Origin of the sequence: Thermoleptolyngbya sichuanensis A183 (assembly GCF_013177315.1) — a bacterium.
GTDB classification, from domain to species: Bacteria; Cyanobacteriota; Cyanobacteriia; order Elainellales; family Elainellaceae; genus Thermoleptolyngbya; species Thermoleptolyngbya sichuanensis.
The window spans coordinates 1,918,622-1,932,680 of sequence record NZ_CP053661.1 but is presented as its reverse complement, the minus strand read 5'-3'; the positions used below and the strand labels follow the sequence as shown (position 1 = coordinate 1,932,680).

The 14,059-nt window shown below is 57.3% G+C and carries 10 protein-coding genes; 5 read left to right on the top strand and 5 right to left on the bottom strand.

The window, feature by feature from the left end; all coding sequences use genetic code 11:
- Positions 1–291 precede the first annotated feature (291 nt).
- Together HPC62_RS08145 and HPC62_RS08140 are read left to right on the top strand one after the other, a co-directional pair.
- On the top strand, positions 292–1,299 hold the full coding sequence (locus tag HPC62_RS08145) for a COX15/CtaA family protein (RefSeq protein ID WP_172354711.1): 1,008 nt from the start codon (positions 292–294) through the stop codon (positions 1,297–1,299).
- Between the two features lie 220 nt (positions 1,300–1,519).
- A complete protein-coding gene (locus HPC62_RS08140) occupies positions 1,520–2,509 on the top strand; it encodes a heme o synthase (RefSeq protein WP_172354709.1) in 990 nt (329 codons plus the stop codon).
- Positions 2,510–2,551: 42 nt separating this feature from the next.
- Here the strand turns inward: HPC62_RS08140 and HPC62_RS08135 are convergent, their stop codons facing one another.
- From HPC62_RS08135 to HPC62_RS08125, 3 genes are all read right to left on the bottom strand, one after another.
- Positions 2,552–3,439 carry an alpha/beta fold hydrolase gene (locus HPC62_RS08135; RefSeq protein ID WP_172354707.1) on the bottom strand — a complete coding sequence of 296 codons (888 nt, stop codon included), beginning with the start codon at positions 3,437–3,439 and terminating at the stop codon, positions 2,552–2,554.
- 309 nt (positions 3,440–3,748) lie between these two features.
- Positions 3,749–4,528 (bottom strand): pantothenate kinase, encoded by a 780-nt coding sequence (locus tag HPC62_RS08130; protein ID WP_172354705.1) that lies wholly within the window; start codon positions 4,526–4,528, stop codon positions 3,749–3,751.
- Positions 4,529–4,839: 311 nt separating this feature from the next.
- Entirely contained in the window at positions 4,840–4,983 is a 144-nt protein-coding gene (locus tag HPC62_RS08125) for a chlorophyll a/b-binding protein (RefSeq protein ID WP_068507618.1), read from the bottom strand.
- A gap of 266 nt (positions 4,984–5,249) precedes the next feature.
- On the opposite strand from HPC62_RS08125, the gene HPC62_RS08120 reads away from it, so the two are divergent.
- Positions 5,250–6,530 carry a class I SAM-dependent methyltransferase gene (locus tag HPC62_RS08120; RefSeq protein WP_228721725.1) on the top strand — a complete coding sequence of 427 codons (1,281 nt, stop codon included), beginning with the start codon at positions 5,250–5,252 and terminating at the stop codon, positions 6,528–6,530.
- Between the two features lie 351 nt (positions 6,531–6,881).
- Positions 6,882–9,848 carry a GAF domain-containing protein gene (locus tag HPC62_RS08115; protein ID WP_172354703.1) on the top strand — a complete coding sequence of 989 codons (2,967 nt, stop codon included), beginning with the start codon at positions 6,882–6,884 and terminating at the stop codon, positions 9,846–9,848.
- Here the strand turns inward: HPC62_RS08115 and HPC62_RS08110 are convergent.
- Together HPC62_RS08110 and HPC62_RS08105 are read right to left on the bottom strand one after the other, a co-directional pair.
- Positions 9,804–11,330, bottom strand: a complete 1,527-nt coding sequence (locus tag HPC62_RS08110) for an aminotransferase class I/II-fold pyridoxal phosphate-dependent enzyme (RefSeq protein ID WP_225906764.1) — start codon at positions 11,328–11,330, stop codon at positions 9,804–9,806. The two genes, HPC62_RS08115 and HPC62_RS08110, sit on opposite strands and share 45 nt — an antisense overlap.
- A 3-nt stretch (positions 11,331–11,333) precedes the next feature.
- Positions 11,334–12,338 (bottom strand): septal ring lytic transglycosylase RlpA family protein, encoded by a 1,005-nt coding sequence (locus HPC62_RS08105; protein ID WP_172354693.1) that lies wholly within the window; start codon positions 12,336–12,338, stop codon positions 11,334–11,336.
- Between the two features lie 772 nt (positions 12,339–13,110).
- Here HPC62_RS08105 and HPC62_RS08100 point away from each other — a divergent pair.
- Complete coding sequence (locus tag HPC62_RS08100) at positions 13,111–13,965, top strand: DUF3598 family protein (RefSeq protein WP_172354691.1); 855 nt, start codon at positions 13,111–13,113, stop codon at positions 13,963–13,965.
- Positions 13,966–14,059: the final 94 nt, after the last annotated feature.

Below are 14,059 nucleotides of genomic sequence, written 5' to 3'. Positions count from 1 at the left end.
CGCTGTCGTCTGTTTCCAGACTAGCGAATTTGAGGGGGAGTGATGGGGGATGGGGGGATGGGGAGATAGAGGGAGGCAGAAAGTGTAGTTTGGACAACATTTAAATCGGAGAGAATAGCGGGGAGAAAGGCAGATGTCACCTGGATTCCAAAGAAATGCCTAAAGCTACCCTCGATTCCTAAAAGCAGTCTCTAAAGTAGTACCTATGCGTACCCCCTAGCGTGATGAACACTCGCACATGCTCTTAACGATGATGTGTTTTTCAGGTGGGCTTTTGAATCTTTGGGAGGGATGAACATGGCAGATGCAGCTTTACCCGCAGCGTTGAGTGACTTGGAGGGACTGCAATCCACTGTCCGTCATCCCCTGGCGGTGCAGCGGATTCGGCGGCTGGTATGGAAATTGGCGATCGCCACGCTAATCCTCATGGCGATCGGCAGCGCCACCCGCGTCATGAATGCGGGGCTGGCCTGTCCCGACTGGCCCCTCTGCTACGGCACGCTAGTCCCCACCCAGCAGATGAATTTGCAAGTGTTTTTGGAATGGTTTCATCGGCTGGATGCCTCGCTGATTGGACTGTTGACGATGCTGCTGGTGGGCATGAGCCTGTGGTATCGCCGCTCGATTCCCCGCTGGCTGCCCTGGGCATCAGCCTTTGCTCTGTTGCTCGTGGTGTTTCAGGGCGTGCTGGGCGGGCTGACAGTTATTGAACTGTTGCGATTCGACATTGTGACCGCGCACTTGGGCACGGCGCTGGCGTTTTTCGTGACGCTGTTGGTGATGGGCGTAGCGCTCTTGCCGCACCAGGGGACGGGAACCGTTGGCAAGTTGCCCTGGTTCAGCCTTGCCGCTGCGCTGCTGATTTATGTTCAGAGCCTTTCGGGGGCGCTGGTGGGGTCGCGCTGGGCGCTGCACCAATGTCTGGGCGGGTCGCAGCTTTGTGTCGTGATGAATACACACCTGCTGGGGGTGGTTCCGGCTAGTCTGTCGGTGTTGATTCTTGTGGGGCTGGCCTGGCGCACTCCGGCGCTGCATCCCAGCCTGCGGCGGCTGGCAAACTTGGCGCTGGGCTTTTTGGGGCTGCAAGTGCTGCTGGGTGTGGCTACCTATCGCCTGCACTTACAGGTCGAGCCGCTGACGGTGGCACACCAGATGATTGGCGCGTGTCTGCTGGGAACGCTGGTTTGCTTTACAGCCCTGGGATGGCGCGATCGCCCCGTCTCCGAGGTCAAGAGCGTTGCTGCTCAGGATTCGACCGATTCCCCTGAACCACCGCCGTCTGGCGCAGTGCCCGTTTAAGGAGGACAGACGTTCGACTTTAGATTTTGGATTTCCGATTTTGGTCTGGCTTGCCTCAAAGCGTCTAACGTCGCTGGGGCTTTGCGACAAAGCAACTCATTTTTCCGCAGATTTCGTCCGCAGATTTCGCAAATTCCGCAAATTTAATTTCTGCACTTATACTCCCCGCGATATTCGCTTTGGTCAGGTTAGACCCGCTGCTTTTTTTAGGATGCTGCTAATGCAAGATACCGTTTGCACCGATTCCATCCGCCATCATCAAAATGTTTGGCAAGTCGTTCAGAGCTACTGGCAGCTCACCAAGCCCCGCATCATCATTCTGCTGCTGATTACCACCGCAGGCAGTATGTGGATCGCGGCCCACGGTGAGGTAGACCCCGTGCTGGCGCTGGTGACGCTGCTCAGCGGGGCCCTGGCCGCCGCCTCCGCCAATACGATTAACTGTCTTTACGACCGCGATATTGACTACGATATGGAGCGCACCCGCCATCGACCACTGCCGTCGGGCCGCATCCAGCCGCGAGATGCCCTGATTTTTGCGATCGCCCTCGCGCTTCTCTCCTTCACCCTGCTGACGGTGTTTGCCAACCTGCTGAGCGCCTGTCTGGCTATGTCCGGCATTGTTACCTACGTGCTGGTCTATACCCACTGGCTCAAGCGCCACAGCACGCAAAATATCGTTATCGGTGGTGCGGCGGGCGCAATTCCCCCGCTGGTGGGCTGGGCGGCGGTGACGGGCGAGCTAAGCTGGGCCGCCTGGGTGTTCTTCGCCATCATCTTCTTCTGGACACCGCCCCACTTCTGGGCGCTGGCGATGATGATTCAGAAGGACTACGAGAAAGTAGGCGTGCCGATGCTGCCCGTGGTGGAAGGTCAGGTTGCCACCGCCAAGCAAATCTGGATCTACACGCTGATTATGATTCCGGTGACGCTGCTGCTGGTGTTTCCCCTCGGCGTGATGGGGGCCGTGTATCTGGTGGCGGCGCTGGGACTGGCTGCGGTTTTCCTGAAGAAAGCCTGGGCCCTGCTCAAAAACCCGATGGACTATGACTCTGCGCGATCGCTCTTTAAGTACTCCATCTTTTATATGATGCTGCTCTGCGCGGGCATGGCGGTAGACAGCCTGCCGATTACACACCAGATTACTGGGCAAATTTCGGGGGCGATCGCCCAGCACGCTGCGTTTCTGAGCGAGATCGTGCCGCTATAGCGACGAATCACTCAGCCCGGTTCATTCCCTTAAACCGGGTTCCTAAAAAACCGCTGCCCACCGCTGCAAAATCGGGTTTACCACCTCCGGTGCTTCGTCCTGGGGACAATGCCCTAGCCCATCCAGGGGAATAAAATCCTGGACGCAGGGATAGTTGGCAAATTCTCGACCGAGGGCGATCGGCTCCCAGGGGTCTTCCGTGCCCCACAGTACCAGCACCGGACAGGTCACCTGGGGCAGCAGATCTTCCGCTAGGGGCCCCTGGGAATAGCGGATAAAAGCCAGAAACACATCCACGGCCCCCGGTTCAAACGCGGGCTTGAGTAGCAGATCCACCAGTTCATCGGTCACGGCATCCTTGCGGCCGTAGGCTTGCAGCAGCACCTTGCGAACCGTCTTAGGCTGGGCAATTTGCGAAAAGAAGAACTGCCCAATCGCCCGATTGCCCAGCACTTGTTGGAGCCACACCGAGCCAAATCGCCGATACCAAGGCAAGGTCGCCCGCTTGCGGTCATGCAGCATCCGCAGCGAACAGTCCAGCATGGCCACGCCGCGCACCCATTCTGGCTCCAGCACAGCCGCCTGCAACGCCGCCACACAGCCAATCGAATTGCCCACCAGCAGCGCTGGTTCGCCGATTACCTCGTGGCAAAAATCGAGCAACTGCTGTCCCCAGGTTTCAAACGTGTATTGAATGGCCTCCCCCGGCGCGGGCTTGGCAGAATAGCCAAAGCCAATCAGGTCAATGGCAAACACCCGGTTCGTGTCAGCCAGAACCGGGAGATTTTTGCGCCAGTGGTCGCTGGACGCGCCAAAGCCATGCACCAGCAGCATCGGGACACCCGTTTCGCCCGCTTGCTGATAGCGGATCGGGAAGCTGCGCCATTGCCAGGTGTGGGTAGAGACGGGGTGGGTTTGGGTGAGGGGCATGGTGGGGAAGGGGGAAGAGGGAAGAACGAAGAGGGAAGAACGAAGAGGGAAGAGCGAAGAAATGCTCCGGGGTGGGCTTGCGGTTGTGTTGTGGCGGTAGGGTTGGGTGTTGGCTTTATTTGAGGCGACGGACTGTGAATTTTTGTAAATGCTGTCCTGATCATATATCAGTCGAAGAGGGGCCGGGAAGATTGGGAAACCCGAAAGCTCTTGTTAGACGTTTGCTCAACTCAGTTTACGTCAACCCTTTGGCGCAATTTGCTGACCCGGACTGCTGCTTTTCCTAGGCGATCGCCCTCTGTACCAAGTTCAAATTAAGCTCCAGTTTCGCAGCGCGGGGATGCCGCGAAAGATGAGTGCTGGGTCACGATGAATGCGGGCAGCGAGGGCTGGGTTTTGTTGAGAGAGCGCCTGGTGGAGCAGGGCGGAGTCGCCGCCTGTGAGGGCGATCGCCCCTTCTGGTTCCTGCAACAGCCAATCGCAGGCAAAGTCTTGGAGGCTAGCCAGCAGCGTGTAGAGAATGCCGGAGCGGATGGCGGTGGGCGTGTCGGTGGCCCAGCGCGGTGGCAGCAGGTTTAGATCTGGCTGGAGCGCGACGAGCGGCAGAGCAGCCGTGTCCTGGGCGAGGGCTTGCTGCTGGAGCCGCAGACCCGGCAGAATCGCGCCGCCCAGTAGGGTGTTTGCTCGGTCGGCAGCGGTGAAGGTGAGGGCTGTTCCAGCATCGATTACTAGCACGGGTGCGCCCAGGGAACAGATTGCTCCCCAGAGGGTTAGGGCGCGATCGATGCCGAGGGTGGGATACATCTTGGCTAGGGGCACGTCTGCCAAGGTAAGGATCTGCTGGGCGGGATACTGCTGCCAGAGGTCTGTCTGCGCGGGCACAACGGAGGCGATCGCCAATGGAACAGGCGCTTGCAATGAAACCTCGCTTGCAATTGACAACCCGGCAGACGCAGGATCGGCAGCAAATTGGGCGATCGCCGCCGCTGTCCAATAGTCTGAATCCCAGTTGTGTAGCAGTCTGCTATCTGAGAAAGCGGCCCAATGAAGCCGCGAGTTGCCAATTGCAAGAGCCAACCAGAGAGACATGAGGGGTTGGAGGTTAGGGGTTAGGGCTGAGCAGCAGCTTGGTCAAAGCGTGTTTTGATGCTAGTAGGACTTACGCAGTTGGACAATTTCTCGCGGGCGCAGCCCGCGAGAAATTGTCCAAAATCCAGAGAGCTTATCGCAAGTGCGTAAGTCCTGGCTGGATTTTAGATTGTAGATTTTGGAGCGATCGCCGCAACAAAAAAGGTGCGACCGAAGCCGCACCTCTGCGAAGGAGATATCAAGGATGAAACGTGAAAGACCGTAGCAGACCAACCACCCAAGTTGCTTTCGCAAACTCTGGCTCGGTTGACCTACATCAGACCCAGTTGGGACAGGATGCCCTGACCCGTCAACAGTTCCGTAGCCAGACCAATCACAAAGCCCAGCATTGCCAGACGACCGTTCCAGGTTTCCGCAAACTGAGTAAAGCCAAACTTGGATTCTTGGGTTTGCATAGCTCAAAGACCTCTTTAGGTTGTCTTTAGGTTGTACTTGTACATTAACATAACTTAAGAAAAAGCAGCAATAAAACTACATATTTGAGTATTTATGGTGGGGGGGTGGTCTATCTATGGGGGAGGAAGGAAGAGGGAAGAACGAAGAGGGGAGAGTTGGGTAGGGTGGGTGATGGGGTTTTCTGAAGGCTGCTTGTGTGCGGTGGGGTTTGGTTACTTTTTTGGGGATGTCTTGAAGGCAGGGTCGGTATAAAGAGTTTCCGGGCGTGGCAACTCAGGAAATAATGATTGAGCAGGGCTATGGAATTCTCTTTATGCGTCCCGGTTCGTCTGATCTTGACGATAGCAATCTGCCATTGTGCGATCGCCTTTCCCAGCGCATTGTCGCTGATCCGCAGCGGCGTATCTCGTTTGCTGAGTTTATGGCGATCGCCCTCTACGACCCGGACTATGGCTATTACGCCACACCCAGCCCACGGATCGGCGCAGCGGGAGATTTCTATACCTCGCCCCATCTCGACGCAGCGTTTGGGGAACTGCTGGCAGAACAGTTTGCCGAACTGTGGCATCTGCTAGGCGCTCCGCATCCCTTTACGCTGGTGGAAATGGGCGCAGGACAAGGGATTTTGGCGGTGGATGTGCTGCGCTATCTCTATCGAGAGCATTACGCCTGCTTTGAAGCCGTGGATTATGTGATTGTGGAAATTTCGGCGGCGATGCGGGCAGAGCAGCAGCATCAGCTCAAGCCTTTGGCAGACTCTGGCCAGGTGCGCTGGTGCAGATGGGAAGAGATGCCGCCCGATTCTGTGACGGGCTGCTTTTTCTCAAACGAACTGGTGGATGCGTTTCCGGTGCATCAGGTGGCGATCGCCCAAGGGCAACTCCAGGAAATCTACGTTACCCTTGCGCCAGAGGAAGCCGCAGACGCGACCCCGCGCTTTATCGAGACGCTGGGCGACCTCTCTACGCTAAGACTAGCGGAGTATTTTGAGCTAGTGGGAGTGGATCTGTTGTCGGAGCGCTATCCCGACGGCTATCGCACCGAGGTCAACCTGGCGGCGCTGGACTGGATGCAAACGGTGGCAGATCGGCTGCATCGCGGCTATGTCCTCACCATCGACTACGGCTATCCGGCGCAGCGCTACTACAGCCCCACCCGCACCACAGGCACGCTCCAGTGCTATTACCAACACGCACACCATTCCAATCCCTACCTGCACATTGGGCGACAAGACCTGACGGCGCACGTCGATTTCACAGCGCTGGAGCGACAGGGCGATCGCTGCGGGTTGGATACGCTGGGATTTGTCCCGCAGGGCTTGTTTCTGATGGCTCTGGGGCTGGGTGATCGCCTGGCAGCCCTCTCCCATCCTGAACCGGGAACCGAGGCGAACCTGGCAGAAATACTGCAACAGCGCGATCGCCTGCAATCGCTAATTGACCCGCTGCGGCTGGGCAACTTTGGCGTGCTAGTGCAAGGCAAGGGGATTAACGCGGCTGCACTACCCAAAGGCTTGCAAACACCGACCCAGTTGGGAGTGGTTTAGAAGCCGTCTAAAATCAGGAATAACTGAAGTCTTTGAACTCTCTACAAACGCTCTCCAGAACTGTCGGCATCGCGGGAATATCGGCAGGATCTGCCGCTTCACTTCATCATCCTATAAGTTTCTTGCTGGGCTATCTATCGAAATATTTCTGGGTTTTTTACAAAGAGTAATGCTGCTTGCTCTGTGGAATTCAGGTTGGGGTTTCCCAACTCTGTCAGCTAGGCTAATTGAAGATAAACCATGACAGAAGACATTCCTTTCAGAAATCAGCTTTCTTCCGAAAACATCGCCTCTAGAAAGCCGGCCGATCCATTGCTTGCTGCTTGTCCGCCACCTGCTGGCGATTCCTTTTTGCTGCCACCGATTACTGCCGTGGCCCAAACCCTGGTGGTCGAGGCCGTGCGCCTCATGCACGAGGCTGAATCGGTCTACATTGCCGTCTTGCAGCAAGGGCAACTGCTGGGTCTGTTCACGGCTCAGGATTTGGTTCGGGCGATCGCCCAAGGCATCGACCTGAGTGCGACGCAGATTGGCGACCTAGTGCAGCGATCGCCCGCGGTCATCACAGAGGCCGAATGGAACGCGCTGGTTTCTACATCACCGCCGCCTCGTGCTGACCATGTAGCCGTAACGGACTCGGACGGACAACTCCTGGGCGTGGTAACCCTGAATTTGCCTACGGGAACTGCCCAGGAGCCACAGAGCTACTATCGCCAACTCGTAGACCATTCGCCCAACCCCATTTTTTGGGTCAACCGGGCGGGGCTGATTCTCAACTGGAATCCTGCCTGTGAGCGGATGTTTCAGTATGGGCAGACGATGCTGGGGCGATCGCTGCAAGACCTGATGCCCAGCCCAGCGCTGTGGAACGCTGTGCAGACGATGGTGGAGCAAGTCTTTGAAGGCCAGTCGTTTGCCAATGTAGAGCTAACCTTCCAGTGTCAGGATGGCACCGAATGCCTGATGCTGACGCGACTCTATCCGCTGGTTGACAATCAAGGGCAGATTGAAGCCTGTGTTTTTGCCAATACTGACATCACCGAATACAAACGACTGGCGATCGCCCTCCGGCGGCGCGAAAAGGATTTGTCCGATGCTCAGCGGCTCGCCTGCTTGGGCAGTTGGGAATACGACGTGCAGACGCAAACGGTGAGATGGTCAGAGCAAACCTATCGCATTTTTGGGCTTGACCCGGCGCAATCGCCGACCTATCGCACCCTGCGAAGACTCATTCATCCAGCAGATGTGCGGTCGTTTGAGCAATTTGTGAAGCGGGCGATCGCCACGGGCGCTGCCTACGATCACAAAATGCGGATCGTCCTGCCGGATGGCTCGATTCGCCACCTCCACAACCGGGGGCAGGCCATTGTGGAGCAGGGACGGACGGTGCGCCTGTTTGGCACCACGCAGGACATTACTGAGCGCAAGCAGGCAGAACAGCGCCTCCAGCAGCAAACCCAGCGCGAACGGCTGATTGCCCAAATTGCCCAGCGCATTCGCCAATCGCTGGATTCATCCGAGGTGCTGTCTACAACGGTGGAGGAGGTGCGTCAGTTTTTGCAGGCCGATCGTGTGATGATTTACCAGTTTCATCCCGACTGGAGCGGGCGCGTGGTGGTGGAATCGGTCGGTCGAGCAGACTGGACCCTGTGCGATCGCGTCATCGACGATCCCTGCTTTCGAGAAAACTGGCTAGAGCGCTATCAGCAAGGGCGCGTGCGGGCGATCGATAACGTCTACACCGATGACATCGCGCCCTGCCATCGCGACTTTCTGCTGCAATTCCAGGTCACTGCCAACTTAGCTGTGCCGATTCTGGTGCAAAAACAGCTTTGGGGGCTGCTGCTGGTGCATCAGTGCTGCGATCCGCGCCAGTGGCAAGTTTGGGAGTGTGAGTTGCTGCTGCAACTGGCTAATCAAGTCGGCATTGCGATTCAACAATCTGAACTCTACCATCAGGTGCAGCAACTCAACCAAAGCCTATTGGCCCAGGTGCAGCAGCAGACTGCTCAGTTGAAAAAAGCACTCGACTTTGAGAAATTGCTCAAGCGCATTACTGACAAGGTACGCGATAGCCTTGATGAAGACGTAATTTTGCAAAAGGTGGTGCAAGAGCTGGGCACAGGGCTAGGAGTCAGCATTTGCGATACGGGACTTTACGACCTAGAGCAAAATGTCTCCATCATTCAGCACGAGTATGTTGCACCGAATATCCCGTCTAGACATGCCAGCATCGTGTCAATCAGAGATTATGCAGACCTGTATGAGCAACTCTTTCAGAGGCAGATCGTTCACTTTTGCTGGCATATCCTGCCCCACGCATCCGCAGGCGATTTTCCAGAAAACCAAAACGCAAAGCTGATTCTGCGAGACATAGACCAGCCTTTTACAGTGTTGGCATGTCTGCTTCGAGACAATCAGAATTTATTGGGAGATTTATGGCTTTATCGGGCAGGGAATGAGCCGTTTGAGGACAGAGAAATTCGCCTGGTGGAACAGGTTGCAAATCAATGTGCGATCGCCATTCGACAAGCCAGACTCTATCAAGCGGCCCGAAATCAGGTTGAGAAGTTGGAACAGTTGAATGAACTGAAGGATAACTTCCTGAGCAGCGTTTCGCATGAGCTACGAACCCCGATGGCGAACGTGAAGATGTCGTCTCAGATGCTAGAACTGAGCCTGCGTCAGCTTGGTCTTTTCGACAACCCGGATCTCCACCACATTCACCGCTATTTCCAAATTTTGAAAGATGAATGTCAGCGAGAGCTAAAGCTAATTAACGACCTCCTGGATTTATCTCGACTCGATGCTGGCATGGAGCCACTATTGCTCACAAGCATTCATTTATGTGACTGGGTGGCACATATTGCGGAACCGTTTCTGGAACGGACTCGCACTCGAAACCAGCATTTGAGTTTGAATGTCTCAGCAAACCTTCCGCCGATGCGGACAGATGCCTCCTATCTCAGTCGAATTCTGGGTGAGCTGCTGAATAATGCCTGCAAGTACACCCCCGATCAAGGAACGATTCAGGTCATGATTGGCGAATATACCGCTGAATACTTGAGGATTGTCATCACGAATACGGGTGTAGAGATTCCCACCTCAGAGCAGGATCGCGTATTTGAACGTTTTTATCGCGTTCCCAGCAACGATCCCTGGAAGCACGAAGGAACAGGATTGGGATTGGCTCTGGTCAAGAAGCTGGTCGAGCGGTTGGGTGGGGCGATCGCCCTGGAAAGCCACGATAACTTTGTGCGCTTTACGCTGACGCTACCCGTTGCGCTGCACGACTCGCAAACCCTGTTCGCCGACTAACCCCGTGACCGTTCCGCCCTGCTCTAGCACTGCCTTGAGCAATTGCAGCGCCCCTCTAGAAATGCGTTCGCCTGGAATTAGCAGCGGAATGCCCGGCGGATAGGGACACACGGTTTCCGCAGAGAGGCGATCGCCCGCTTGCTCTAGCGCCACGACCTCGCTGTTGGCCAGAAACGCAGCACGAGGCGACTGCGATTGTTCAACCTCGATTGCGTTCCAGGGAAAGCCCGCTCCGACCCGTTTGAACTCTCCGGCAGCCAGCCCGTCGGCAGGCTGAACCGTCTGGGCCAAGGCTCGAAAGCCTGCAACCAGTTGCTCGATATCCGCTAGCGTGTTGCCCAGGCTGAGGATGAAGCTGAGATGCGTCAGACCCGGCAGTTCTGCGGTTACGCCCAATTGTGTATGCAGGATTTCGTCTGCGGCAAAGCCCGACAGCCCTAGCCCGCTTACGTCTACGGTTAACCGAGTGGGGTCGAGGGCGATGAATCCGGGCGTGCAGGCATGGGCAGCCGTGAGCAGGCGCAGACCGGGAAGTTGGGCAAGCTGGGTGCGGGCGATCGCCGCCAGGTCGAGGGTGTGCTGCATCAGGTCTGGGCCCTGCTGGGCCAGTTGCCAGCGGGCGGCATCCAGCGAGGCCAGCAGCAAATAGCTGGGGCTGGTGGACTGCACCAATCGCAGGGCGCGGCTGAGGCGGCTAGGATCGACGCGATCGCCCCGGCAGTGGAGCATCGAGGCCTGGGTCATTGCGCCCAGCACTTTGTGGGTGGATTGCACGACAATATCCGCCCCTGCTGCCAGCGACGGCGTGGGGAAGTCGGGATGAAAGGCAAAATGTGCACCGTGGGCTTCGTCTACGATCAGCGGAATGCCGCGCTGATGGGCGAGTTGGGCGATCGCCCCGATATCTCCACAGGCTCCGTAGTAGGTCGGGTAGATCAGCATCACCGCCGTTGCGTCGGGATGTTGCGCCAGGGCAGTGGCGATCGCGCCGGGAGAAACGCCGTGGGCAATGCCCCAGTCGGGGTCATAGTCCGGTTGCACAAAGACAGGCATCGCGCCAGAGAGAACCAGGGCCGCGATCGCCGCTTGGTGGCAGTTCCTTGGCAAAATCAGAGTGTCGCCGGGGCCGCAGGTGGCCAGCACCGCCGCCTCGATGCCGCAGGTCGAGCCGTTCGCCAAAAACCAGGTCTGGGCTGCGCCAAACAGGTCGGCGGCCAACTCCTGCGCCTGCAAAATCGCGCCCTCTGGAGCAAACAGGTTGTCCAACTCCGGCAGTTCAGGTAGATCCGCTAGGAAGGGGCGATCGCCCAGCAGTTCCCGCATTGGCGCTGGAATGCCCTGGCCGCGCTTGTGCCCTGGCGTATAAAACGGCGCGTGGGCCCGTTGGGCACAGTCTCGCAGGGCTTCCAAGAGCGGCAAATGCTGCTGATGCATAGCCTGCCCGATATCCCGATCCAAGCCTTGCTCCAAGCTCCGATCCATGCGCTATTGCACCGTCGTCTGCGGCTCCAAAATTACCGCTTCGTAGCGTACCACGCCGGGTTTTTCGCTGCCGATACAGCGGGCAGCCTGACGCGACAAATCGAGCGATCGCTGACCGACATAGGGCCCCCGATCGTTGATACGGACGATGACTGATTCTCCGCTGCGGACGTTGGTAACGCGTAGGTAGGTGTTGAATGGCAATTTGGGGTGGGCCGCTGTCAGTGCATATTGGTTAAACCGCTCGCCATTGGCCGTCAGGCGGTTGTGAAATCCGGGCCCATACCAGGAGGTGATGCCGCCCAAGTTGCGGCTTGTTTGAGTCAGGCTGTAGAGGTCTGCCTGTGCCTCCATCAGCGACAGAGGCGCTTCGCCCAGGGCCACCCGCAGGTTATTCAGCCAGTCGATGGCGACCAGATCGGCCGTGCGGTTTAGGCGATTGGCCAGCGCTCGATCAACGCGGAACAGCAGGCGATCGCCCCCGCTAGCGGCTAATCTCTCGTTTGGCTCGTTTGATCTATCCCCGGATTTTGCATTGGATTTTACATCACCCAGCGCCACACCCGGTTCCCCCTCTACCAGCACCAGGCGCAACTGGTCTACAGAAAACCCAGGACTGCCCAAAACAGCGGTCAGCCGTTGGGCAATGGGGGCAGCCTCTTCGCTGCTGGGTAGCTCCATCACCACTTTGCCGTTCACCCAGATTTGGTAAACCGTTGCAGCGTCGGGGCGGGCGGGTGCGGGTGGAGTTTGCTGAGTTGCCCCGCGCTTTACGCCTTCGGAACTGGCAGGCGGACTGTCCAGACATTGCTTAAAGACCTGCTGCGCTCCGGTGGCCGGGGCCGCTGCTGGGCGCACGGTGACTCTGGGCATTGCAGGCGGACGGCGAGCGATCGCCGCTGCGAGTGTAGTCTCGGTCTTAGGCTGAGTCGAGTCTGCCGCTGGGGTCAGATTGCGAGAGCGGCGAAGGGGTGGAGCGGGCGATCGCTTCGTTTCAGCCGGAGACATCAACTGCACATTGCGCCAAGAGAGGAGAGATTCGGGGCGCGATCGCTCCCATTGCTGCCTCCGGCAACGATCGGTTGCCAAAAGACCCATCGGACAGCCGGATGCTGCTTTAGGTGTTGTCCCGCTTGAGGGCTTTTGGTTTGATGCGCCCTGACTTGATGCACCCTGACTTGATTTCTGATTAGATGATTTCTGATTAGATAAGGTTTGATTAGATAGATTGGATCGAGAATTGCCCGATTGGGTCGAAACCTCAGCAGATGCCGAAACGGTAGATACAGCGCCAAGCTCAGCCACCAAAGGCTGTATCAGTATTCCCCAAAAAGGCGAAAAAAAACCGACCGTGGATGTTGCCACCCCGGCAAGTCCTAAAACGCTCATAGTTAACCAGTAATGAACACACAACAAAACTGGGGTTGAGCCGTCGCCAGCAGCACCGCAACCCACAGGAGTTGCCCCTGGCCGCTGCTTGCTGACCGCGTGTTCAACGCCCAATTTCAAAACCGTTAGGCCTAGAGCAGCACCCGCGCCCTGCCTAACCCCGTCATTCTAGAGCGGCAGATTGGGGCAAACCATCCACCGCTGAGAGGAAATCAGCCTCCTCCCCAAAGCCTCACCCGATCGAACGAGCGATCGCCCGCAATCGATACGGGATAAGCTTTTCTGTAAGGTTCCCTAGAATAAGGGATTTTCCTAGAGAATTTTCAAAAAGTTATCAGTTATACACAAATTTTGTTCATATTACTAAACAAATCCAGAAAGCGGGTTACCTATGACTCATCCCTCCCCCTCTCCCGAACTGTCCCAGTGGCAGTGCTTGCTGAAAAACCTCGGCGCTTGGGAAGGCTCGTTTACACGGCTCTCGCCTGCGGGCGCTGAAGTCAGCAGCGTGCCAACCGTGGTGACGCTGGAGGGGCTAAACCAAAACGAGACCATCCGCCAGACGCTAGAGTTTGGCCAATCCACCACGGGCGACCCGCCGACGACGAAGGTGCTGGAATATAGCAGCCTGAACCGCAGCACGCTGTTTTTTGAAACAGGCGCATTTTCCCAAGGGTCGCTGCAATTTAGCCCCTTTGGGGACTTTGGCGCAGAGTTTGGGCTAATCGCGGGCAATCGCCGGATGCGTCTGGTGGAGCTATTTCATGGCGAAAACGGCGAAAGTCGCCTCAGCAGCCTGACGCTGATCCGCGAAACGCTGCGGGGCAGTGCTGCTGCCGAACGCCCGCCCCTCACCGCCGAGCAACTGGTGGGCACTTGGCAGGGCCGCGCCGTGACGCTGTATCCCGACTGGCGATCGCCCGAAACCTATTCCACCACGCTCTCAGTCAGCCTGGACGGAACCCAACTCCAGCAGCACCTCACCGCTCCTGGCCTTTCCCTCAGCACTACGGGCAGCGTCACCCCCACCGCCATTCACTTTACCCAGGGCAGCACCCCGCTCCAACTCCTCCTGCTGCCCGATGGAGCCTCGGCCAATACGCCCCTCCTCGTCCCCAAGGGCAAGCCCTTCTTTCTGGAAGCGGGCTGGCTGATCTCCCCCACCCAGCGCCAGCGCATGATTCGTCGCTATGACGCGCAAGGCGGCTGGGAAAGCCTGACGCTAGTGGAGGAAGAAAAGGCGTGATGGAAGCAGCACACCGCATTAAACCGCATTGAGCCGCATTAAACCGTGCAGCTTTGCAGCGTTAACGGCAGGACTTATGCAGTTGGACAACTGC